This is a genomic window from Mycoplasma sp. E35C (assembly GCF_019873825.1).
Taxonomy (GTDB): Bacteria; Bacillota_I; Bacilli_A; order Mycoplasmatales; family Mycoplasmoidaceae; genus Mycoplasmoides.
In genome coordinates this window covers 312,690-336,939 of sequence record NZ_CP068418.1, presented here as the reverse complement: position 1 = coordinate 336,939, position 24,250 = coordinate 312,690, and the positions used below count along the sequence as shown (strand labels likewise).

The following is a 24,250-nucleotide window of genomic DNA, read 5'->3' as shown; positions in this document are numbered from 1 at the left end:
TTAGATTGCTATTAACAAATCTATTAACATTATTGAACGGATTGATTTGATAGCTTACTTAATTCATTTTCTTTCATTTCTTGAAGTTTTCTCATGTTCTTTGTTGCAATAGCTAAACCAATAGGAATTATGATAAATGGAAAAATAAAAATACCTATAATAATTAGCGCATTTGGAGTTGAGCTAATTTCCCTATAAATTTTTGAATACACTGATATGGTCACAATAGACATAATTACTGTCCCAAATCAACCAATACCAGACATAGCTGCAACACCAATAATTTGGCTAGTAGAAGTATCTCCGCTAGAATTAAATACAAGAATTAAAATTCATCCAACAAATGAAAGAATTAAAAATAAAGCAAAGAATAACTTCGCTTTTATAAAGCTTCTTCTATAATTTTGAATTCTTTCTATTTCTTCTTTTATTTCTTCGTGTTGATTAAATTCTATTTCTCCGTATTGATTAAACTGTTCATACATAAAAAAACCTACCTTTTATAAATATTTTTCTTTCTTATAAATAAATGATCTTTAATCTCTTTTAAGCTTCACAAAAAAAAAAAAAACAAGCTTTTTGCTACGAAATGGCTTGCTTTTTGGTTTATCAATTATTGATCTAATTTAATAATGGTTATTTTTAAAGAAAAAAAAATAAAAAAGTTCTCATTAAAATGAGAACTAATCCCTCGATTGAAGCACTAAGTACAACATCACTATTTTAAACAACATGAATTACTATCCAAGAAATTGGGTGGTATTTTTTTTAATTAATGCACATTTCTAAATTGTAGAAATCTTTACTTGAATTCCAATTAAACATTTTTCTGCCCATTTCATTAATTTGATTTTGAACTTCTTCAATTTCTACTTCATTTATTTCATTAAGTTGGTTCTTTTTTTGCTACCTTCTTAAAATTTCATTTAAGTTTTCTCCACTACCTCTTTGATAAGAAGTAAATAGTTTGCATAAATAAATGTCACAATTTAATCATTTACGTCTAATCCCATTTTTGAAAATTCCACACCGTTATCACGTATTGCTAAGTTCTTCATACATTTTTAATCTAAATAGATATTTATTTCGTTGCCTATTTTTATATTTAAAATTAGCATGTCACGGTTCGTAATAACCTGTGTTATCTAAGTTTCTTTTCAATTCTCTTGATATTGTAGATTTACTTCTTTTAATCATTTTAGAGATTTGATTAATAGACAATCTTTCTTCAAAATACATTTTGTTTATGAAGTATCTTTCTTCTAACTGAAGGTGTTTATAGTTCATATGTGTAGATAATAAAAAATATTAAGCACAACTGGTTAGTGTTGCACTTAATATTTCAATTAGGGTTAAGGATTTTAGAACAACGCTTAATATTGTTTAATTTAACTAACTAGTTTTTAGAAGTTAATAGCTCTACGCTTTTCTTAAACTAATCTTCGATCTTCTTTAAACTAAAAACCACCATCTTATTCAGTAATCTTTTTGATTTCCGATTTCATAAAATCTTCAATCTTTTCTCGAACTTCTTCTAACAATGCATCAACATTTGATTTTGTAGATTTTTCTTTTACATAATCAACAGTAAACATAATCTCTTTACCTTTTAGGTCTACAAGTTCAATTCCACCATCTTCTTTTTTGACACGAAACTTTTCATCGGTTTTAGATTCTTTTTCAAAAAAATGTTCTTCAATATTTCGATCAAACGGATGCGTTTTAGGAGGGGTAGCGTTAGTTTTATCTAACTGCACAACTTCTTCGCTTTTAACTCTCTTTTTAATTTTTTCTAATATTCAGGATTTAATTTGATATTGTTTTTGTTTATCATCATTAGTTTTATCATCGACTTTCAATAATTCCTCAACTTGCTTTTCTGAGCTACCATCATTATCTTTATCAAAGATCACGAAGAATTTGCAAATTGTATTAATCTTGAGATTAGACATTCTTTTATACATTTTCTTAACGCTTGTCTTCGAACCGCAAATAATAATTGTGGCATATTTATCGATAAATCCTTGCGATAAAATTAAGCTATTTATAAAATCATTATCATTTATCCCTTCTACTAAGAAAACTTTGTCTGAAAAAAGTATTTTAGCTACATCTGATAATTCTTTATAGTTTCAAGACACTATCATATCAAGGAATGATTTAGTAAATCCTAATTCAATTCACGGTTCAGACTCAGAGTTGAGAATATTAACCTCAGGTTTGCTGTCTTGTTTAGCTTTTTTAATCTCTTCTATCCAATAAGGTTTCATTATTTTATATGAAATCTCTAATTGGTCATTGTTTTCTGAGAATAAGTAATTCTTATGAAGGTAAAAAATTCTTTCTAAAAAAATAGGTGAGTGTGTGGTGATTACAACATCAATTTGTTTAGCAACTTCAAAAACTAAATGAGCTATCTTATAAATCAATTCTGGGTGACAAAACTTTTCAATTTCATCTATCACTAGAATTCAATCTTTATTTAAAGGGATCGTATCATCTGATAATAGTTCTTTGATTATTCTTAATAAAGAATAATTCATTGAACCTGAACTTCCTTCTATTTTATCTACTTTAGCATCGCTTAGTAAACTAAATTGTTGTTGAATCTTTTCATAATCATTCAGATGGATCATTTCATTAACCATCTTTTCTAAATAGCAATCTTCTTCTGTTAGATATTCCAATTTCTCTTTAAAGATTTCTAGAGATTTAGCCATTGATATTATTTTTTGCTTTTCATCTTCTTTTAATTGAAGTTCTCCTTGGAATGTAACTTGATCTTTTAAGAACTCAATCATTTTTGCTTGAGGTGATAAAGGTGCGTTTTTACCACCTTCAAGAGCTCCTTTTTTATAAATCGATTCATAATCGATTTCTGCTGGAATGTATAAAACCTTTTTCTTTGTTTCTTGAATGTCGTTGTTTACTTCTGAGGCATCATCGCCTTTTGCTTTAGTCGCTCTTTTTGTTGTGGTTTTTGCTTTTTCATCTGGATACTTATTTTTAAGATAGAAAGTCTTACCTGTTTTATTTTTGCCAATGATGATTTCTAATTTCATGTTTTCTCCTTAAATACTTTCTTGAATACGTTTGTTACTTTTTTTCTATAAGAAAAAAATATACCAAGGTTAATTATCTCTCTTATTAAAAAAGTATCAAATATTTTTGATAACCTAAAATATATATTTTTTAGAATATAAAACGATTAATCATTAATTAAAGAAAAAATCGTGTTTATGCATAAAATCGTTAAAGGCCAATTCTTTACTGAATGAGATGTTTTTAATAACAACTCTGTTTTTATTAATTTTATGCACCAACATTCTTTGTGATCAAAAACAATTCTATAACCCTTTGCTGGAAAAAATAATTTAATTATTTTTCTAAAAAAGCTATATAAAAAATCTTAAATATAAGAGTTTTAATATCAAACCCAAAGCTAAGGGTGTAGCTAAAACGACAGTATTAATAATTGAAAATATCGAGGTTATGAAGTGGTAATTACCAACCCACCTTAAAAACCTACCTTTTATATACATTTTTGTCTCTTATAAATAAATGATCTTTAATCTGTGTTAAGCTTCGCAAAAAAGCTTTTTGCAACGCAATGGCTTGCTTTTTGGTTTATCAATTTTTGATCTAATTTAATAATGGTTGTTTTTAAAGAAAAAATAAAAAAGTTCTCATTAAAAATGAGAACTAATTTAGTTATAAGAATCTAATTTTAAATATTTGGATATTTCTTTTGTAAGTATGAGTTAATCCAAGGAATAAAGAAGAAGATGATTAATAATCCAAAATAAATAATTGGCAACATGTAATAAGGTAAACCAACACCACCAATAGTATCTGTTGAATTAATAAATGCACCCCATGCATCAAATGTTTTAGAAGAATTATTAACTGATTCAATAATTGGATCAATTAAGAAAGCATAAATTCCTTGGTAAGCAAAAATGATGAAGAATGAAATTGAAGCAATTGGTGTGATGAATGAAAAGAACTTACTAATCTGATGTTCTTTACTAAATCTTAATAGATTTAAGTATGCTTCATTTTTATCAGTTAGAACTTTTAATCTAGCTTGTTGTGCTTCATTTAAATTATTAGTAGCTTTTAATTGTTTTAATTCTTGTTGTTCAGCTCTTGTTAGGCGTTTATCTTTATCTTTGATAAAGACTTTAACACGACGAATGAAGACAACAAACGGCACTAGAGCATATAAAATAAAGAAGAATAATGTTGGGAAGTTCGTAACACCATCAGCCACCCGATCATTACCAAGAGCAATGCTGATTGTCATAATAATTAATCCAAATAAACAGAATACAAACAGGTATGAAATCATTCCTGGTAATTCGCTTTTTTGGGTGTAGAACTTATCTTGTTCAGATAAGTTAGCAAACTTCTTATTAAATCAACGTTTAAGCATCTTTGATCCAAAGATTAGATCTGATTCAATTAATCCTTGGTGGTTTGAGATGGCAACAATCATGAACCCATTAGCCACACCTAGAACTGATACTAATAAGAAGATATTAAAGATGATTGTGAATATGTTAGCAATATTCTCGGCTTGGTTTTGTTCAACGTTAAATACTTTTGTTAATAGATTAGAACTAATACTTTTTGTTGCATCACCATTACCTAGAAAGATCATGGCAAAAGTAATCAATAAATAAGCAACAGCAACCGTAATCACCCCGATTGATAATAAGATGTTTGCATATTTTTTAGGCTTAATCATCTTATCTTGAACAGATGTAAAGCTTAAAAATGAGTCAAACGAGAAAAGAACCGAAGGCAAGATACCTAAAATGATTGTTATTGAATTACCAATACTTGCAGGTTGTTTAACGTTAGTTGTTATTGTTGAATTATATGAATTAAATAATGATCCTTGATAACTATTAGCACCAGCAATAATCCCGATGATGGTAATAATGATGATTGGAACAAATTTAATGAATACACTTAAAGATTGGAATCCCTTAGATAGTGTTAATGATAGTCAGTTCATGAAAAAGAACAAAACAAAAAACACAAATCCAATACCAATCGACATCGCAATTGAAGCTCGTGGGGTAGTTTGATTAAAGTCAGTTAATAATCCAATGCTATTGTTTGAATCAATACTCTTTAATAATAATTCACCAGCATAAATAAATAATACTACCCCAATGATCCCGTTATAAAAGTGTGATTGGGATATTTTTAAAAACCGTCCTGCTTTTTTACCAAGAACGGTTTCACAATAACCAGCAAACCCAAATTTAGATTTTCCAGTTGTGGTGATTTCAATATAAGATAGTGCGATTAAAAAAGTGATGATTGAGCTTAATACTCAAGCTGCAATTACCAAATTAGGGTTAAAGGCTGTTTGTTCAAAAACCCCTTTGTTTTTAACAAAAATCCCCACACCAATCATTGATCCGATCATGATTGATAGTGAAGCAAATAGTCCGATTTTGTTCTTTTTATCAGTTAGTTTGATCCCAACTTTTGCCATTAATTGTCTGTTTTACCTTGTCTTTCTTTTAATTTTGATTTTTTAAATTTTATCAAAAAACTTTCAAAAATAATTGAAAAGTTGCAACATTATGCAACTATTTCAGATTTAAGTGCTTTTTTAAACATTAAATCGTTATTTTTTAATGGTTTTTATCACTTATGAATAATAAAAAACCTAGTAAGTAAAACTTACTAGGTAATCATTATATAAGAATGATTTTTTATCAATGATTTAAATGATCGTTAGTTGTTTAGAACGATTATTTTTCTTGGATGCATTCAATTCCTGGTAGCACTGTGTCTTCCATGAATGTTAATGAAGCACCACCACCAGTTGATACGAAGCTGAATTGATCAGCTAATTTGAACTTGTTAGCAGCAGCAGCACTATCACCACCACCAATTACGCTATAACTATCTGAATTGGCAATTGCTTTAGCAATTTCTAATGATCCGCGTTCATAGTTCGGGTTTTCAAACACCCCTAATGGACCGTTTCAGAAAATTGATTTTGCTTTTTGGATGTATGATTTGAAAGTTTGAATTGATTCAACCCCAATATCAAGAGCTTCAAAGTCTTCTTCTTCTTGATCCTTAGCAAAAACACATTCTCCTGCTTTGGCAGTTTTGATATCAGTGATTTCACTAGCTTTTGTTACCATTTGGTCAGTTGCTAGGATGATCTTATTATCTTTATCATTATCTAAAATGCGTTTAGCAGTATCTAGCATTTCAGGTTCAAATAATGATTTACCAATATGGAATCCCTTAGCCTTATTAAAAGTATTAACCATTCCACCACCAATTAAGATGTGATCAGCAGTTTTTAGTAATGATTCAATTACTTTTAATTTATCAGATACCTTAGCACCACCTAAAATTACGACAAACGGGCGTGCTGGTTTGTTTGTTAATTTTGATAAAGCTTCTAATTCTTGTTGCACTAAAAAACCAACACATGAATCCTTGATGTTTTTAGCGATCCCAACATTTGAAGCGTGAGCACGGTGGCTAGTTCCAAAAGCGTCATTAACAAACACTTCTGCTAAACTAGCTCAGAACTTACCAAGTTCTGGACTGTTTTTTGATTCTTTCTTAACAACTTCACCAGCTTCATTAACATCGTTATAACGTGTGTTTTCTAATAATAATACTTCTTTTGGTTGTAATTTCTTAGTAGCTTCAACAACATCATAACCTTCGTTTTTATCTAAAAATTTAACATTATCAATTTTTGCAGCTAAATTTTCATAAACGGGTCTTAAGCTTTTTTTATTAGATTTAATATCATCTAATGATTTAATTCTACTTAAGTGACTTAAAAGAATGATCTTACAATTTTGTTCAATTAAGTATTTAATTGTTGGTAATGCTGCAACAATTCTTTTTTCATCAGCAACCTTACCATCTTTAATTGGCACATTGAAATCAACACGCACAATTACTGTTTTATCTTTAAGATCAACGTCTTTTAAGGTTTTTTTATTGTATGTAACCATAATCTATCTTGATCTTAAATTAAAGTTTAGCAAAGTATTTAGCAACTCTTAATAATTGAGCAACGTATGAAGATTCGTTGTCGTATCATGCATATACTTTGTATAGTTTTTCACCATTTGCTTCAAGTACTGAAGTTAATTTACTATCAAATACTGAACCGTGAGTTTCATTGATGATGTCAGATGAAACGATTGCGTCTTCACTGTATAAGAATGATTCACTAGCAGCAGCTTTCATAGCAGCGTTAATTTCTTCAACTGTTGGATTTTTTTCTAATTTAACAGTTAAATCAACTAATGAACCAGTGATTGTTGGAACACGAACTGCGATCCCGTTTAATTTTCCAGTAGCTTGTGGAACAACTAAACCGATTGCTTTAGCAGCACCAGTTGAAGTTGGCACCATGTTGCTAGCAGCAGCACGTCCTCTTCTGTAATCGCTGTGAGGAGCATCTTGTAATCTTTGGTCAGCAGTGTATGCGTGAACAGTAGTCATAAATCCAGCTTTGATTCCGAATTTGTCTTCTAGAACCTTAACAACTGGAGCTAAACAGTTAGTAGTACAACTAGCTGCTGAAATTACAGTGTCGTCTTTCTTGATGTCTTTGTGGTTTACTTCATAAACAACTGTTTTAATGCCTTTTTCTTTAGCTGGAGCTGATAGAACAACTTTTTTAGCACCACCTTTAATGTGAGCATTAGCTGTTTCTTGAGTTAAGAAACGACCTGTTGATTCGATAACTAGATCAACACCGTGATCTTTTCAAGGAATATTAGCAGGGTCTTTTTCACTATAAACTTTAATTTTGTGAGAACCAACTACGATTTCAGAATCAGTAGCAGTTACTTCTTCAGCTAACTTACCGTGAGCAGTGTCATATTTAAGTAAGTAAGCTAATGTTTTAGCATCTGTTAAGTCATTTACTGCAACAACTTCTACTGTAGGGTCTTTTAATAGATCTCTACATGCTAAACGCCCAATGCGTCCAAATCCATTGATACCAATTTTTAATTTAGACATTTTTAATTCTTCTTTCTTTTTTTATAAACTCTTCAACTTTAATTTTAATACTAATATCTATAAAAAATTGAAAAAATTAAAAATATTTTAAGCGTTTGATTTTTCAACTTAAATAATATTTATTATTTATCAATTAAAAAACTAATTGAAAAGGCATTAATTCCCGTATGAACACCAACAACTGGGGTGATTGGTGCTGTATCAACTTTTTCACCATTATACCCACCAAGTTTTTCATTAATGATCTTTAGAATTTCATTAACTTTGGTTTTTTGTTTAAAGGTATGACAAAAACCCATCTTGATTACTTTGTTTTTGGTTAATTTCAGGGTTTTAGAAACATGTTCTAAGCATTTATCAATTGCTGATTTAATGTTAATTGATTTATCAATCAATTGGTTAATTCCATTATGAAACATAATGATCGGACTAATTTTTAACACCCCTGCAATCAGTGATTTCATCTTAGAAATCCGACCACCTTTTCTTAATTGAGTTAAATCATTAACCACGATTAAAGTGCAAATGCGGTTTTTTCAATTGTTAATATATTCAGTTATTTCACTAATTGATTTATCTTGATCAATTAATGCTTTAACATCATTAACTAATCAGCGCAATGAGATTGCAATATCAAAACTGTCGATAATACTGATGTTTTTGTAATCACTTAATTCTGAGTCAATCACCATCTTTCACTGGTTAAATGTTCCACTTAAACCACTTGTTAATGGAATTACAAACACATGATCATATAAGTCTGCTACTTGTTTGGTTGTTTTTAGCATACTTTCAATCACAGGCATTGATGTTTTGATATCAACTTTTTTATCATTAACCAAAAGATCATAAACTTGGTTTTGGTCAATATTCACACCGTCTAGAAACGTTTGGGTGTTATTCACCGTAATTTGTAATGGAACTACAAAAACGTCTTTAATCTCACCATCTTTAATTGTTGATGATGAATCGGTAATAATTGCAATCTTTTTCATTTTTGATAATGCTTAGTATTGTAATGGTTATAATTCTACTACCATGAAAATAAAAACGAGCAGAACTAATCGCTTTTTTCTGCTCGTTTCATGAAATCATTTTATTACTGGTGGAGACGAAGGGGGTCAAACCCTCGACCTCCTGAGTGCAAGTCAGGTGCTCTATCAATTGAGCTACGTCCCCATAAACTGGTGGAAGTAAATGGACTTGAACCATCGACCTCACCCTTATCAGGGGTGTGCTCTAACCAGCTGAGCTATACTTCCATTGGTTTATAACCATACAAATTATAGCACATTTAATTTAGCTCATTAAAAAATATTTGATTTATTTTTAATTTTGACTTCTCATATCTTCTTGTTAAATTAATCTGATTAGTTTTAATTAATGCTTGATTATGCTTGAAATCATCAAGTTGATAATCATTTAAACTTAACGTTAAGATTGTGGGAATCTTTAAAATGAAATCATGGACGCTGTTTTTATCTAAATAAAATAATTGATAAGCTTCATAGTCCTTATTAAGTTGGCAATAATGATTTTCATCATAATAAATCACATCACCAATCAAGAAGTTGAATAATAAATACTTATTAAATTCTTGTAAAGAATAATCACTATAATGATTAATCTTGTTTTTAGTTAAATATTGTTTTCTAATCTGATAAATTTGATTAATCTTATCTTGGTTAAGGTGATAATTAAATAGATCAATCTTATTAGGATGATGGTTTTTTTTGAATTGGTTTAAGATGGCAAACTTATGTAAGTTATCAAGTGGTTGTAGTTTGAAATTACGATAAATTTTCCAATTAAAACTTTGGATCAATACCAAATCATATTGTTGTGCTAACTGATCTAAGAATGGTTCAAAACTTAAATTTAATACACCCTTACCCCGAAAGCGTTCATCACTCACTACCCCAAATACTAATGCAGCTGATTTTTTTTCACCATCAACATTAATCGTTTTATCTAAGACAAAACAACCATACTTAAAATCTTTTTTAATGTCTTTTTCAACATAGATTTTAATCTGATTATCATAATAAACATTAACTAAGTAGTTTCATGAAAATTCATTTTCTTCACTAAATGCTCTTAGATAAAAGTATTGGTATTGTTCAATTAGTTTTTTGTCAGTTGTTAGTTCGAGCATAATTTAATTAGATAACGACTAATCGTATATAAGGGTTTGTATGAACTTTTTGAAAACGAGATGTTTTCGCTAGCTAAATCATCCTGGCGATCAGTCAATTCGTTGTTTTGGTGGTGAATTTTTAAACTATTACTTAATAAGTATTGATAAGCACCACGATAAGTTTCATCACAGTGTTCAATAAAAATTTCACAACGATTGTTAATCGAATAAGAAACACTAAAACCAATGATTTTTTCTTGGTAATACAAAACGGTTAAATTTAGTTTTTTTTGTTTAATTCAATCAAGAATTGCATAATAAAAATCTAATTCTGGTTGGTAATTAATTGTTTGGTTTTGTTGTTTAATTCACGACGTAAAAAACTCTGTTAATTGATCATAATCAACTTGATCATTAATCTTGATTTGTGCGTTATTTGCGTAGTTTTTTAAAAAATAGTTAAGATGATTACGTTTTTTTTGCAACGCTTTACCAGCAAAATCAATTAGCTTTTTAGTTTCATAAAAATAGTTTGATGTTGTTTCATGAACAACCTCAAACTGATATTTAGTTTTTAATCATTCTAACTGCTTAGTAGTTAGATCATCAATAAAAACACATTCATCTTTTTTAAGATGATTAATCTGGTTACTGATTAGTTCTAAAAAACTATTTTGATCATCACTTTTTGTAATCGGAGCAATAATCACTTTTTGAGTTGGTGAAAACTTATCTTTTAAGATATTATGTAAAAAGTTGATTTTTAAATCAACTTTTCCATCTAAGATTATGCCTTTATCATCAACTAGTTGATAACTTACATCAAGACCATAAAACGATCAAGAATAATAAGTTAATGCACTATAAGTATGATTTTGATCAAAATGATTAATTTGGTTTTGAAGTTCGTTTATTTTAGATAAATCTAAATGTAACATTATTTCGCTTCTTTTAATTTTAGTAATTCAAGATCTAAGGCGTGTTGTAAACGAAGTAGTTCTTTAGAATCAGTTGTATATTTTATTTTATTTTCTAGTTCATTTTTGCGTTCTAAAATTTCATCATATGATAAGTTATCTGCAAAAATAAAGTCTAGTGCAAAGAGTTTGATTGTATCTTTATAACAATATAAAGTTGCATCATCAATGACAACTGTTTTCTTGGTTTTATCTAATGTTGTAATGTAGCCGATTGAATGGTTAATCGTAAAGATTGATGGTGCGGTGTTTTTCATAAAACCAGCATAGCCATCAGCACCTTTTACTAGTAGCATTTCAATCTGTTCATCATACAATACCCCTTTGGGGCTTAGCACTTTGAGATTAACCATAATGTAATGGGTTGTTAATAATTATTGTAAAGTTTTGGCTTTTTCAATTGCTTCATCAATTGAACCAACATAGAAGAATGCTTGTTCAGGTAGATCGTCATGTTTACCTTCAACGATTTCAGCAAAGCCTTTGATTGTTTCATTAATCGGCACGTATTTACCTTTGTTACCACTGAATTTTTCAGCAACAAAGAATGGTTGTGATAAGAAGTTTCTGATCTTTCTAGCACGTGAAACGATTAGTTTATCTTCTTCTGATAGTTCATCAATACCTAGAATGGCAATAATATCTTGTAATTCTAAGAATTTTTGTAAAATCATTTGCACTTTTCTAGCTGTTTGGTAGTGTTGAATTCCCACCACACTTGGGTCTAGTAATCGTGAAGTTGATTCTAACGGGTTTACCGCAGGGAAAATCCCTAATGAAGCGATATTTCGATCTAAAACCGTTTTTGCATCTAAGTGCGTGAATGTTGTTGAAGGAGCAGGGTCAGTTAAGTCATCAGCTGGCACGTAAATTGCTTGAACTGATGTAATTGAACCTGATTTAGTTGAAGTAATTCGTTCTTGTAATGAACCCATTTCTTCAGCCAATGTTGGTTGATAACCAACCGCAGAAGGCATCCGACCTAATAATGCAGATACTTCAGAACCTGCTTGGGTAAATCTAAAGATATTATCAATGAATAATAACACATCTTGGTTATTAGCATCTCTGAAGTGTTCAGCCATTGTTAAACCAGTTAATGCTACACGCATTCTAGCACCTGGGGGTTCGTTCATTTGACCAAAGACTAGTGCAGTTTTATCAATAACCCCACCTTCGATCATTTCGTAGTATAAATCATTACCTTCACGGGTTCTTTCACCAACCCCAGCAAAGACAGATAAACCACCATGACCTGTGGCAATGTTGTGAATTAATTCTTGAACTAATACGGTTTTACCAACCCCAGCACCACCGAATAATCCAATCTTACCACCCTTAGCATACGGGATTAGTAAGTCAATAACTTTAATTCCTGTTTCAAAAACTTCTAGTTCATTTGATTGATCAGCAAAACTTGGTGCTTTACGGTGAATTGGCATTCTTTTAACGTTCGCATCAAGGGGTTTTTTATCATCAATTGGCTCACCAATCACATTGAACATCCGTCCTAATACTTGTGTTCCCACAGGCACTGAAATCGGATGGTTGGTTGATGTTACTTTAACATTACGAGCTAATCCTTCGGTTGGACCCATCGCAATACATCTAGCAATATCATCCCCAATTAGTTGAGCAACTTCTAAATAAAGTTTTTGATCATTATTATCAATAATTAAACAGTCATAAATGTTGGGTAAATCTTCTTGTTTTTCAAAGATAACATCAACTACTGGTCCAATCACTTGATAAACTTTACCGTAATTGTTTTTTGTATTCATAATTATTTCGCTGCTCCTGCAACAATTTCATTAATTTCTTGAGTAATCTTAGCTTGACGAAGTTGGTTGTATAACAACTTGTATTTATTAAATAAATCATCAGCGTTTTTAGCTGCTGTATCCATGGCATTACGCCTGCTAGCATACTCACAAACTTTTGATTCGATCAAACAACCATATAAGATTACTTGTAACAGTTGTTGTTCTAATGATGGAATAATCACATCCACACTTGGTTCAAAACTAATGTTAGTAGGAAATTTATCTTGAATTGATTCTAGGGTTTTTAGTTCAAAAATACTAGGATCAGCTGGCATTAGTTGAATTGCCTTAGCTTCGAAGTTTAAGCTGTTAATGTATTTGGTATAAACACAATTAATCGCTTGATAATTATTCTTCTCATAAAGATCTAAGATCATTTTACCCAGCACATAAGATCAATCAAAATCAACTTCTTTATCATTAAGCGTTAGTGATTTGATGATTTGTTTATCAACATTTCTAGTTTTTAAATAAGAATTTAATTTTGTGCCTAACAAGATGATTTCATCTTGGGGTTTGATGTTTTGACAGATCAATTTACCAATATTGGTATTATATGAACCACATAAACCTAGTTGGGTGCTAATGATGATCCATAGTTTTTTATCTGATTTATTCTGATCAGTTTTTTGGTTAAGTTTTAGTTTTTTATAGTTTGCAATCACTGAACCAATAACTTCATAAAATTCTTGATAAAAATCCTTAGTTTTGGCTAAAATCGTTTTAAAACGATTTAATTTAACGGTTGACAGCATCTTCATCGCTTTGGTAATCTTATGGGTTACCGTGATCGATTCCATGCGCCGTTTTAAATCTTGCATTGAAGCCATAAATTACTCCAATTCTTTCAGATCGCCATAAATCGAACCATCATAATCCACGATGGTTGCTGTATAACGTTTAACTTGGTCTTTGTAATAATTAATTAATTCAGCATTAATTTCATCATCAAAGGCTTTTTTATCGTGAATTTTTTGATACACAGCTTGCTCTTTGATGTTGTTTAGTATGAATTCTTTGAACTTAATGATGTGATCAATTGGAATTCATTTAATGAATTTATTCTTAATCCCGAATAATAATACTGCTTCACTAGTTTGATCAATCGGTTTGGCTTGGGGTTGTTTGAACATCTCCATCACCCGTTTACCGTGTTCTAATACGATTTTAGTTTCAGCATCTAGATCTGATGAGAATTGTGAGAAGGTATCTAATTCACGGTATTGGGCTAGTTCTAGTTTTAAACTACCTGATACTTGTTTAATTGATTTTAATTGTGCAGCACTACCAACCCGAGATACTGACAACCCAACGTGGATGGCTGGACGTTGTCCAGAGTTAAATAGTGATGTTGTGGTGAATAATTGTCCGTCAGTAATTGAAATTACATTAGTTGGAATGTATGCTGAAATATCACCAGCTTGGGTTTCGATGATTGGTAATGCCGTAATTGAACCAGCACCTAATGCATCACTTAGTTTTCCTGCACGTTCTAATAATCGTGAGTGCAGATAGAAAATATCACCAGGATAAGCTTCACGACCAGGTGGTCGACGTAATAATAATGATAATGTGCGATAAGCTACTGCGTGTTTTGATAAGTCATCATAAACGATTAGTACATCTTTACCTTGACGCATTCACTCTTCACCAATTGTTACACCAGTAAATGGAGCAATGTATGATAATGCAGCTAATTCACTAGCAGTCGCACTAACAATTGTCGTATAACTCATTGCACCAGTTTCTTCTAGTAATCTGGTAATTTGCGCAACTGATGAGTTCTTTTGACCGATTGCTACATAAATACAATTTACATTCTTACCTTTTTGGTTAATGATCGTATCAATCGCAATTGTGGTCTTACCAGTTTGACGGTCACCAATGATCAATTCACGTTGACCCTTACCAATTGGTAACATACTATCAATTGCTAAAATTCCTGTTTCTAATGGTTGGTGCACACTCTTACGTTGCATTACTCCGTATGCTGGTTTTTCAATTGGAGCGTATGAAACGTTTTTTAATTCACCCTTACCATCAATCGGGATTCCAATCGGGTTGATTACTCTTCCTAATAAGCCATCACCAACAGGTGCTTGGATTACTTTACCTGTTCTTTTAACAGATGAACCTTCTTTCAGATCAAAATAATCTGAAAGCATTACCACCCCAACTGAGTTTGGTTCAAGGTTTAACGCAATTCCATAAGCTCCTGTTTCAAACTCAACAAGTTCATTTAATAAAACATCATCAAGTCCGCTAACCCTAACGATCCCATCACCAATGGTAATAATATAACCTTTTTGGTCACTAACGATTTTGTTAGCATACTTTTTAATCTGATCTTTAATTAATAAAGAATATTCATTTAAGTTAATCGCCATAATCTAGCTTTCTTTTGTTAAGGATTTTAAACGGTTTTTTAATAACTTTAATTTACCATCAATCGTATTGTCGATTAGTAAATCATTTGATTGAATTCTAACCCCAGCAATCAAGTCAGGATTAACTTCAAATAAGATATTAAGTTTCGAATTAAACTTCTTACGTAGTTTTTGTGTCAGTTCTTCTTGTTGTGTTTGGTTTAGTTCAACTGCTGATGAAACCTTGATGAATATCGTGTGGTTTTCTTCTTCAATTAATCTAAAAAACTTACGAATAATCGTTGAAATATTGAAAAACTCGTGGTTGTCAATAATTACTTTTAAGAAGTTAATAATCGTCTTGTTTAATTTATCTTTAAACACGATATCAATGATTTCGTGCTTTTCAGTTTTTGATAACACCTTATTGTTCATTAATGACATTAAGTCGGTATCAGTTTTAATTAAATTAAAGACAATTCTTAGATCTTCATAAAAATCTTGCACCTTATTTTCTTCGTGAGCAAGATCAACAAGTGCTCTGGCAAAGCCAATAACATTGGTATCCATAAAATTAGTTTAATTCTTTTAGTAGTTCATGAACTAAACGTTCATGATCTTGTTTGTCGATATGTTTTTTAACTAATGTAGATGTTGCATCGAGAGCAATATCGACAATTTTTTCTTCTAACTCTTGTTTTAATAATGCTTCTTGCTTAATGATTTCTGATTGTGCGTTTTCAATAATACGGTTAGCTTTACGTTTAGCATCACTTTCAACATCAGCTTTTAGACTGTATGCTTGGTTAGTTGCTAGATTGATGATTTCTCTTGCTTGAACTTCAGCATTTAGCTTTTGTTTTTTAGCATCATCTAATAAAGCTTGTGCTTGTTTTTTTAATTCATTAGCATTATTGATTTCAGCTTGGATCAGTTCTGTTCTTTTAGCTAACAAGCGTTTTGTTGGTTTTCATAATAAGAAAATTCCTAACAAAATGATGATTGTTAGTGCGATTGTGTGCGAAATAAAAACTCAGAAGTTAGGAAAAAACTCATTAACAATCGTTTTTGGTGTTAATTCTTCTGGAATTGAACATGATGCAACGATCGTTGATGTTAATAAGAAGTTAAAACTTAATATTAAAAGTTTTTTAACTCGCATAATCTATTTAGCCACGAAGATTAAAATGAAAGCAATAATTAAAGCATAAATCGCACTTGATTCTGAGATCGCTGAACCAACAATTCAGAACATGTTAATTTTTGGCATTAATTCAGGATTTCTAGCGGCTGCTGCTGCACACATCCCAGCCGTAATCCCTTGACCAGCACCTACCCCAGCAGCTGCAACCATGGCCATACCAGCACCGATATAAGCACCTAGACGGTTGTCAAAATTGCCAGTGCTAGTGCCACTTCCAGTGTTATTAGCTTCACCAGCGTGAGTAATTAAATCATGAATTATTAATAAAACGTTCATTGTTATCTTTCCTTAATTGTTAATAGCTATATTCTAAAAGCTTTATTTTTTAATTGTTTTGATTTCAATTAGTTATCTGTTCAAATTCAGTTTTGCATTAATTTGTTCTTGTTTTTCAGCTTTTGCTCGTTCAGATTCTTTAATTGGTTGTGATCAGTATGTCAGCATCAACATTACAAAAACGAATGCCTGAATAATCGCGATCAAGATGTCAAAATAAACATGGAATACTGGCACGATTAATCCACCAACAATTGACCCAGCAATCAATCCACCACTAAACGCATCAGGACTACCTAATGTAAAGAAGGTTCTAAACACACTATATAATAATGCGATGAAGATTGAACCAGCCAAGATATTACCCCATAACCGTAATGAGATTGATAATAATGGAGCAACTCAACCAATCATATTTAGTGGGTTTGGTAAAACTGGAATGTGCTTATTTTTGATTTTGATTTTTACAAAAAACTCGTTAAAATAAGCCAGTTTTTGGTATTTTAAGCCAATGATCACCGTTCCAATAAATGACATCAATCCCAATGAAAAAGTTACAGTTGAAGATGATGTTGGTGCAGCAATTCCCCCGACTAATGAAATCAAGTTGCTGACCATAATATATAAGAATATTGTTATAAACAGTGGCGTTAGCTTTTTATTTTTTTCGCCTAGTAAATCGACTGTAATGTTTTCAAATTGCAAGATTAACAACTGAACGATCAACACATAGCCAGTTGGTGGTTGTATTGGATCGAGTTTTTTAATCTTTAAGTAATAAACAACTGTTAATATTGCAATTGTGATTAACACTAAGAAGATACTTAAGACATGAGCAGTGGGAATGAACGGCGTTCATTCGAGGTTTTCTAGGGGTTTTGCTCCTAGTAGGTTTTGAATATCCATCTGCTCACTAGAAAGGTTCTTGAAGACTATCTCCTGTGGCAACATTTTTATTTAATTCCTTAAGACGGTTTTGTTCTTTTAGTTCTTTATTAATCAATCAGTAATTGACAAAGATATGAGTAGCTAACAATAATAATGGTCAAATCAGTGCTGGTAAAACGTTAAAAATTTCACCTTGAATTTCCCAGTTATTGATAATGCCAATCATGATGATTGGAATTACAAACCAAATAATCCGCGAGCCAACGGTTAGAATGCCCAACATAAAAAAACCAAAACGCACACTTTTTAGTTGATTTAATGTCAATTTTGATGACATCTTGGTAATTTTGTTCGGTAAGAATAAGCCAATTACTAAGTTGATATTACAAAAAACAATCGTAATTAAACTTGCATAAATTACTTGAATTCCGATCAATTTTTGACTTCACACAATCATTAAAATAATCAAGATTAATAGTGAAGAAAGATTAAAAATCGATAGGTTATAAATTATCGTTTTCTTACTAACAACCATTTTATGTTGTGTTCTTTATCTATTTATTTTTAAAAAAGAACTCTTAAATTATACGCTTATTTATTTTTGTAAAGCGATAATTATCATAATTAATTTAAGATAAAAAATAATCTGATTTTTAACTAATAAAATCAGATTATTATTTGCTATTTTTAAAGAATTTAATTTAACAAAAATTAAGCTCAATCATTGATTGGTTCTTCATCTTCTTGGATTGGATGATGGAAATTATCAACAAGATCAAACATTTGGGTATTTAGATTAAGAGTTCTAATTGATGATCGGTATGAACCATAACGATCAGACATAATGTTATTACCAAAGATTAGATCATAAGGTAAGATTCTGCTGTTTTCAATACCATCATTGGTTCTTGTTGTCACACTAATTTGGCTAGGATTGTATAAAGCAGCAACTAAACCAAAAGTAGCTTCTTGTTCTTTTGAAGTGGCTAGGGTTCCAAAATAAATTCCTAACACTTTATCTTGTTTGGTTAATGCCATTGAACCTGATGATCCAGCTGATAGATTAGAGTTTTCTATCACATATCCATAACCATATTGTTTGTATTTAGTATTACGATAAACTAACATGAAATTAGTAGCATTACTGGCATTATAAATTCCCCGTCTAATTCCGCTGTTAGCTGAGATTATTGAATCAGTATTTAATGGTTGACCAGCAATATCATTTGATAATTTTGAAGCATTAATTGTTCAACCTGGCGAACCGTTGGTATTAACACTAATTCCATAGTTACGGTATTGATAATCGCCCACTTGACTACGCACAGTGTTTTTTAGATATCTCGGTCTTGTTCAACCAGCATAATAAGGATAACCACCTAAAAAGACGCGCATTTTAGATAAATCATTTTCAGCACTTGTATAATCTGTGCGATCAAAAAGTCCCGTTTTTAATGTTGCTTTTTGCTTATGATCATTTTCTGATTCTAAATGATCATTTGATCATGATGATTTGATAATTTCTTTGGCTGGAACAATCCATTTATTATAAATTTCATATTCACGTTGTTGGTTGTATTTTTTATTACCAAAAATATCAAAACTATAACTTAAATCTAATGTAATTGAAATAACAGCAAAATCAACATATTCACGAATATTTGGATTATTTCTTTCAATTTCACCTAACCAATTTGGTTTGTATTCTTCTTTGAAAAAATTGGTTGCTGTATAAACGGTTTTTGGTAAGTTACTGATTGGTAAGTAACTCATTTTTTTATTTTCAATTCGATCATCTGAATCGTTAGTTCATTTACCTAAATTGAAATAAAGGGTATGATCCATACGATCAGATTCATTTGGCATTTTTAATCATTCACTATTCGGAACACGATCATATCAAGATGGGCGATATTTTTCATTATCCCAAGGGTTTAGTAAAGCTTCTGCAACGTGTAAGTTCGTAGCAAAATATCCTGTTCATGTTGCTCTTTGATCATTAAGATCAGCATCAGGTTTTTGTCAATCAAACAACCAACCAGTTCCATAAACTTGGTATGCTTGTGAAAGGTTTTGTTCTGGGTTAGCTAAATGTCTTGATGGGTTGTATCCACCAGTATTGTTAAACTCAAAACTGAATGATAAATCATGGATTTTTTGGTAGTTTTGGTTAGGAATTTCAGTGACGATTTTTTGGGTATTAACAGATGGTAAAGAACCAGGATCAAAATCTGAAAAAGAAAAAAATCCACATGAAGAAACACTAACTGAAACAACAGCTAAACCTGAAAGTAAAAAAGATAGTTTAAATCATTTTTTAGGCATGAAGATTAGTGTGAATGAATAAATAAACCAATAAACCTATTTTAAAAATAAGCTAAGTAATAATTAATAATAACATAGTAAGAATAGTTTTTTAAGAATAAAAAACAAGGTTATTAAAAATCACTATTTTGTTCCAAAAATACGATCACCAGCATCGCCTAGACCTGGATAAATGTAATTATCTTCATTCAGTTTTTCATCTAAGCAAGCTAAATAAACATCAACATCAGGATGAGCTTGGTTTAATACTTTTAACCCTTCAGGAGCACCCAATAATCCCATGTATTTAATTGATTTTGGCTTGTGTTTTTTGATCATTTCAATCGCTTTAACAACTGATGAACCAGTGGCTAACATTGGATCTAATACAATCACATCAGCATTTGACATCGTTTCAGGGAATTTTGCATAATATTCAACTGGCTTGAACGTTGTTTCATCACGGTATAAACCAATATGACCTACTCTTGCTGTTGGTAAGATGCTATTCACCCCATCAACCATTCCTAATCCTGCTCTTAGTATTGGCACAATTACAAAATTTTGTTTTAATTTTTTAGCCTTAGTTGTTGTTAAGGGGGTTGTTACTGTAATTTCTTCTAATTCATAATCTCTGGCAACTTCATACATCATCAATGAAGTGATTTCAGTTAATAATTGTTTGAAAAAATAATAATCAGTATTAACATCACGCATTCTTGTTAATTTATCCGAAATTAATGGGTGATTAAAAATAAAGTTTTTCATAAATTATTATTCGTCCTTTCTCTTACTTATTTTTTTGGTTTTAAAGTTTTCATATTCTTCTAAAATCATGCGTTTTAATTCATCAACCAGATATTCTTGTTTTACAGATTTAACAACGACGCCTTTTTTAAAAATAATCCCTTCAGATTTACCACCAGCAATCCCAATATCAGCTTCTTTTGCTTCTCCTGGACCATTAACTGAACAACCAAGAATTGATACTTTTAATGGAAATTGCAGGTCTTTAACAAAGCTTTCAACTTCATTAACAACTTTGAATAAATCAAAGTTGAGTCTTCCACAAGTCGGACAAGCCACAACATCAACTAGATTGTCATATAACCCAAGTGAATTAAGCATTTTTTTAGCAACCTTAATTTCATCAACCGGGTTGGTTGATAACGAAATTCTGATTGTATCACCAATGCCTTTTAATAATAATGGCGTTAATCCAGCTACTGATTTAATTGTGCCATTAATTAATGTGCCCGCTTCTGTGATGCCTAAATGTAAGGGGTAATTAAACTTTTTTGCACCCAGTTCATAAACTTCCATACTTAATAAAGCACTTGAAGTTTTTAGTGAAATCACAATATCATCAAAATCAAAGCGCTTTAACATTCTGATATAGCGTTGGGCTGCGATGATCATTGCTTTTGCACTAACACCATGCTCACGCATTAAGTCAGATGGAATTGATCCAGAATTAACACCAACCCTGATCGGGATATTGTGTTGTTTTGCTAACAAGCAAATTTCTTTAAGTTTTTCTTTAGACTTAATGTTTCCTGGATTTAAACGGACTTTTTTGCATCCTGCTTTAATGGCTGCAATCGCATAATCAGGATTAAAGTGAATATCAGCAATAATCGGGCATGGTGCTTTATCAACAACTTTTTTAATTGCTTTTTTATCAGCTTCATCAAAAACCGCAATTCGAACTAAATCAGCACCTTCTTTGACTAAAGCATTGATTTCACTCAAACACTTATTGACATTCTTCGTTTTGGCAATTGTCATTGATTGGAGCACAATTTTGTTTTGCCCACCAATCTGGACATCACCAACAAAAACCTTTTTGGTGTTAGTTCTAGTATGCATAAAATTGTTGATTTATAAAAATAAAATCCCGTAAATAAGGGATTTTATTATTCTAACGCTTAGTAAATTGAGGCGCTCTTCTCGCACCGTAAAGACCGAATTTCTTACGTTCTTTAACACGAGCATCACGAGTTACTAACTTGTGTTGTTTTAATTGTTTTTTAAGATCGGGATTCATATTTACTAGCGCTCTTGCAATTGCTAATCTAATTGCACCAGCTTGACCAGTAAATCCACCACCAGATACTACAACATTGATATCATAGATATCACCTGTCTTAGTAACTTCTAATGGTTGACGCATATCTTGAATAACGATTTTGTTTGGGAAGTATTCTTCTGCTTTTCTTCTATTAACGATTAAATTACCAGAACCTGGAGTTAATTTAACAATAGCAGTTGAAGATTTTCTTCTTCCTAATCCTTTAAAAGTTGTAGCCATTATTTACTCCAGTCCAATGTAGTAGGTTGTTGAGCATCGTGCTCATGTTTATCGTTTTTATAAACCTTTAACTTACGAAGAATATCTTTAGCTAAACGGTTTTTTGGTAGCATTCTTCTAATAGCGTCATACAATAATTGATCAGAATAATGTTCAACCATTTCACGACCAGTTCGTGATTTAATTCCACCCATGTAACCTGAGTGACGGTATCACTTTTCACCGTCTAATTTGTTACCAGTCAAAACAACTTTATCACTATTTAAAATAATTAAATAATCACCGCAATCAACATTAGGTGTGAAGTCAGATTTGTTTTTACCTCTTAGTAAGTTAGCAGCTTTAACAGCTAATCTTCCTAATACTAAACCTGATGCATCAACTAAATATCACTTACGGTTTTTAGTTGCAACAACTGGCTTTTGCATTGTTGTTTTTTGCATTACTATATATAACCTTTAAATAAATTACTTTGTTTTGAGGTCCCATTGAAATATGATTTAGAAGCCACTAAATCACATAAAGCATAATAATTTTACCACAAATATCATATTATTTATAATAAACTTTATCTATAACTTTTAAAAGAGTAAGCAATGAATAAGATTATTGATTTAATCAATCACGAATTACAAAGACAACGTGATCATATTGAACTAATTGCATCTGAAAACTATGTTTCAATGGATGTATTAAAAGCAGCTGGTTCAATTTTAACTAATAAATATGCTGAAGGAATTCCTGGTAAGCGTTATTATGGTGGTTGTGAGTTCGTTGATCAAATTGAAACAATCGCCATCGAACGTTTAAAACAATTGTTTAATGCTAAACATGCTAATGTTCAAGCTCATTCTGGATCAACAGCTAATGCTGCTGCTTATTTAGCTGTCTTAAAACCAGGTGATAAAGTTTTAGCAATGGGATTAAATGACGGTGGCCATTTAACTCATGGTGCTAAGGTGAATTTTTCGGGAAAAATTTATGATTTTTATCACTATAATGTTGATGAAAAAACCCAACTATTAGATTATGATGCAATTCTAAAAAAAGCAATTGAAGTCAAACCAAAATTAATTGTTTGTGGTGCATCTAATTATTCAAGATTAATTGATTTTAAAAAATTCAGAGAAATCGCTGATCACGTTGGTGCATTATTGATGGCTGATGTGGCTCATATTGCTGGATTAATTGTTACTGGTTATCACCAAAACCCCGTTCCTTATTGTGACATCGTAACTTCAACAACTCACAAAACATTAAGAGGACCTAGGGGTGGTATTATTCTTACAGATAAAGAAGAATTAATTAAAAAAATTGATAGCGCTGTCTTTCCTGGAGAATTAGGCGGTCCATTAGAACATATTATTGCAGCAAAAGCAATTGCTTTTGAAGAAGCATTACAACCAGAATTTAAGACATATATTAAGAATGTAATTGATAATAATAAAGCTTTTTGTCAGGCATTTCTTGATAAGGGTTATAAGGTGATTGCTAACGGAACTGATAACCATTTATTTACTTTGGATCTGTATTCTAAATTTAAGATCACAGGTAATCTTGTTGAAAACTGGTTATATGATGCTGGAATTGTTGTCAATAAAAATACGATCCCTTATGATGTCAATACACCAACAACACCAAGTGGAATTCGAATGGGCACAGCTGCGATGACAACAAGAAAATTAAATCAAGATGACTTTAGATTAATTGCTGATTGAATTGATCAAATTATTGTTTCTAATGGTGAAATTAGTGTTATTAATAAGGTTAAATCTGAAGTGAAAAACTTATTAAATAAATACCCAATTTATCCTGATTTAAAATACTAATTAATGATTAACTTTATTATTTATTTTTAATAACTAATAAATGTTGATTTTTAAACAAAATCAACGGTAAATTTAAATAATTTAGCATCTAATTAATATTT

At 30.9% G+C, this 24,250-nt stretch carries 24 protein-coding genes and 2 tRNA genes; 1 reads left to right on the top strand and 25 read right to left on the bottom strand.

Features of this window, described 5'->3' with window-relative positions:
• Window positions 1–29: 29 nt before the first annotated feature.
• The 25 genes from JJE79_RS01485 to rplM all read right to left on the bottom strand — a co-directional run bounded on the left by JJE79_RS01485 (window position 30) and on the right by rplM (window position 22,763).
• Window positions 30–485, bottom strand: coding sequence for a hypothetical protein (locus JJE79_RS01485; protein ID WP_222926717.1), 456 nt, complete (start codon window positions 483–485; stop codon window positions 30–32).
• A 547-nt stretch (window positions 486–1,032) separates the two neighbouring features.
• On the bottom strand, window positions 1,033–1,287 hold the full coding sequence (locus JJE79_RS03855) for a helix-turn-helix domain-containing protein (RefSeq protein ID WP_222926716.1): 255 nt from the start codon (window positions 1,285–1,287) through the stop codon (window positions 1,033–1,035).
• A 185-nt stretch (window positions 1,288–1,472) separates the two neighbouring features.
• Window positions 1,473–3,062: a TOPRIM nucleotidyl transferase/hydrolase domain-containing protein gene (locus tag JJE79_RS01475; RefSeq protein WP_222926715.1), complete on the bottom strand. Its 1,590-nt coding sequence runs from the start codon at window positions 3,060–3,062 to the stop codon at window positions 1,473–1,475.
• Between the two features lie 665 nt (window positions 3,063–3,727).
• Window positions 3,728–5,512, bottom strand: coding sequence for an amino acid permease (locus JJE79_RS01470; RefSeq protein ID WP_222926714.1), 1,785 nt, complete (start codon window positions 5,510–5,512; stop codon window positions 3,728–3,730).
• A 262-nt stretch (window positions 5,513–5,774) separates the two neighbouring features.
• Window positions 5,775–7,013, bottom strand: a complete 1,239-nt coding sequence (locus tag JJE79_RS01465; protein ID WP_222926713.1) for a phosphoglycerate kinase — start codon at window positions 7,011–7,013, stop codon at window positions 5,775–5,777.
• Window positions 7,014–7,032: 19 nt separating this feature from the next.
• Window positions 7,033–8,034 carry a type I glyceraldehyde-3-phosphate dehydrogenase gene (gene gap / locus JJE79_RS01460; RefSeq protein ID WP_222926712.1) on the bottom strand — a complete coding sequence of 334 codons (1,002 nt, stop codon included), beginning with the start codon at window positions 8,032–8,034 and terminating at the stop codon, window positions 7,033–7,035.
• A 122-nt stretch (window positions 8,035–8,156) separates the two neighbouring features.
• Window positions 8,157–9,029: a DegV family protein gene (locus JJE79_RS01455; RefSeq protein WP_222926711.1), complete on the bottom strand. Its 873-nt coding sequence runs from the start codon at window positions 9,027–9,029 to the stop codon at window positions 8,157–8,159.
• Window positions 9,030–9,137: 108 nt separating this feature from the next.
• Window positions 9,138–9,213 (bottom strand) — tRNA-Ala (locus tag JJE79_RS01450).
• Window positions 9,214–9,219: 6 nt separating this feature from the next.
• Window positions 9,220–9,296 (bottom strand) — tRNA-Ile (locus JJE79_RS01445).
• Between the two features lie 32 nt (window positions 9,297–9,328).
• Window positions 9,329–10,189 carry a hypothetical protein gene (locus tag JJE79_RS01440; protein WP_222926710.1) on the bottom strand — a complete coding sequence of 287 codons (861 nt, stop codon included), beginning with the start codon at window positions 10,187–10,189 and terminating at the stop codon, window positions 9,329–9,331.
• Window positions 10,177–11,109, bottom strand: a complete 933-nt coding sequence (locus JJE79_RS01435) for a phosphatidylglycerol lysyltransferase domain-containing protein (RefSeq protein ID WP_222926709.1) — start codon at window positions 11,107–11,109, stop codon at window positions 10,177–10,179. Before JJE79_RS01435 ends, JJE79_RS01440 begins: the two co-directional genes overlap by 13 nt.
• The gene (locus JJE79_RS01430) at window positions 11,109–11,501 is read right to left on the bottom strand and encodes a F0F1 ATP synthase subunit epsilon (protein WP_222926708.1); all 393 of its coding nucleotides are present in this window, start codon (window positions 11,499–11,501) and stop codon (window positions 11,109–11,111) included. Before JJE79_RS01430 ends, JJE79_RS01435 begins: the two co-directional genes overlap by 1 nt.
• Before the next feature lie 21 nt (window positions 11,502–11,522).
• Window positions 11,523–12,929: a F0F1 ATP synthase subunit beta gene (gene atpD, locus JJE79_RS01425; protein ID WP_222926707.1), complete on the bottom strand. Its 1,407-nt coding sequence runs from the start codon at window positions 12,927–12,929 to the stop codon at window positions 11,523–11,525.
• Between the two features lie 2 nt (window positions 12,930–12,931).
• Window positions 12,932–13,801, bottom strand: a complete 870-nt coding sequence (gene atpG / locus JJE79_RS01420) for an ATP synthase F1 subunit gamma (protein ID WP_222926706.1) — start codon at window positions 13,799–13,801, stop codon at window positions 12,932–12,934.
• A 3-nt stretch (window positions 13,802–13,804) separates the two neighbouring features.
• Entirely contained in the window at window positions 13,805–15,361 is a 1,557-nt protein-coding gene (gene atpA / locus JJE79_RS01415) for a F0F1 ATP synthase subunit alpha (protein WP_370630557.1), read from the bottom strand.
• Window positions 15,362–15,907, bottom strand: coding sequence for an ATP synthase F1 subunit delta (atpH, locus tag JJE79_RS01410; RefSeq protein WP_222926704.1), 546 nt, complete (start codon window positions 15,905–15,907; stop codon window positions 15,362–15,364).
• A gap of 4 nt (window positions 15,908–15,911) precedes the next feature.
• Window positions 15,912–16,499 (bottom strand): F0F1 ATP synthase subunit B, encoded by a 588-nt coding sequence (locus JJE79_RS01405; protein WP_222926703.1) that lies wholly within the window; start codon window positions 16,497–16,499, stop codon window positions 15,912–15,914.
• 3 nt (window positions 16,500–16,502) lie between these two features.
• Window positions 16,503–16,817 (bottom strand): F0F1 ATP synthase subunit C, encoded by a 315-nt coding sequence (locus JJE79_RS01400; protein ID WP_222926702.1) that lies wholly within the window; start codon window positions 16,815–16,817, stop codon window positions 16,503–16,505.
• 72 nt (window positions 16,818–16,889) lie between these two features.
• Window positions 16,890–17,723 (bottom strand): F0F1 ATP synthase subunit A, encoded by an 834-nt coding sequence (locus JJE79_RS01395; protein WP_255565863.1) that lies wholly within the window; start codon window positions 17,721–17,723, stop codon window positions 16,890–16,892.
• 7 nt (window positions 17,724–17,730) lie between these two features.
• A complete protein-coding gene (locus JJE79_RS01390; RefSeq protein ID WP_222926700.1) occupies window positions 17,731–18,240 on the bottom strand; it encodes an MG406 family protein in 510 nt (169 codons plus the stop codon).
• A 176-nt stretch (window positions 18,241–18,416) separates the two neighbouring features.
• On the bottom strand, window positions 18,417–20,030 hold the full coding sequence (locus JJE79_RS01385) for an MIP family Ig-specific serine endopeptidase (protein WP_222926699.1): 1,614 nt from the start codon (window positions 20,028–20,030) through the stop codon (window positions 18,417–18,419).
• A gap of 123 nt (window positions 20,031–20,153) precedes the next feature.
• Window positions 20,154–20,777, bottom strand: a complete 624-nt coding sequence (gene upp, locus JJE79_RS01380) for a uracil phosphoribosyltransferase (RefSeq protein ID WP_222926698.1) — start codon at window positions 20,775–20,777, stop codon at window positions 20,154–20,156.
• Between the two features lie 6 nt (window positions 20,778–20,783).
• Window positions 20,784–21,878: a flavodoxin-dependent (E)-4-hydroxy-3-methylbut-2-enyl-diphosphate synthase gene (gene ispG / locus JJE79_RS01375; RefSeq protein WP_222926697.1), complete on the bottom strand. Its 1,095-nt coding sequence runs from the start codon at window positions 21,876–21,878 to the stop codon at window positions 20,784–20,786.
• Between the two features lie 52 nt (window positions 21,879–21,930).
• The gene (rpsI, locus tag JJE79_RS01370) at window positions 21,931–22,320 is read right to left on the bottom strand and encodes a 30S ribosomal protein S9 (protein ID WP_304618429.1); all 390 of its coding nucleotides are present in this window, start codon (window positions 22,318–22,320) and stop codon (window positions 21,931–21,933) included.
• A complete protein-coding gene (rplM, locus tag JJE79_RS01365) occupies window positions 22,320–22,763 on the bottom strand; it encodes a 50S ribosomal protein L13 (protein ID WP_222926696.1) in 444 nt (147 codons plus the stop codon). Before rplM ends, rpsI begins: the two co-directional genes overlap by 1 nt.
• A gap of 153 nt (window positions 22,764–22,916) precedes the next feature.
• Here rplM and glyA point away from each other — a divergent pair, with 153 nt between their 5' ends.
• Window positions 22,917–24,149 carry a serine hydroxymethyltransferase gene (glyA, locus tag JJE79_RS01360; protein ID WP_222926695.1) on the top strand — a complete coding sequence of 411 codons (1,233 nt, stop codon included), beginning with the start codon at window positions 22,917–22,919 and terminating at the stop codon, window positions 24,147–24,149.
• Window positions 24,150–24,250: the final 101 nt, after the last annotated feature.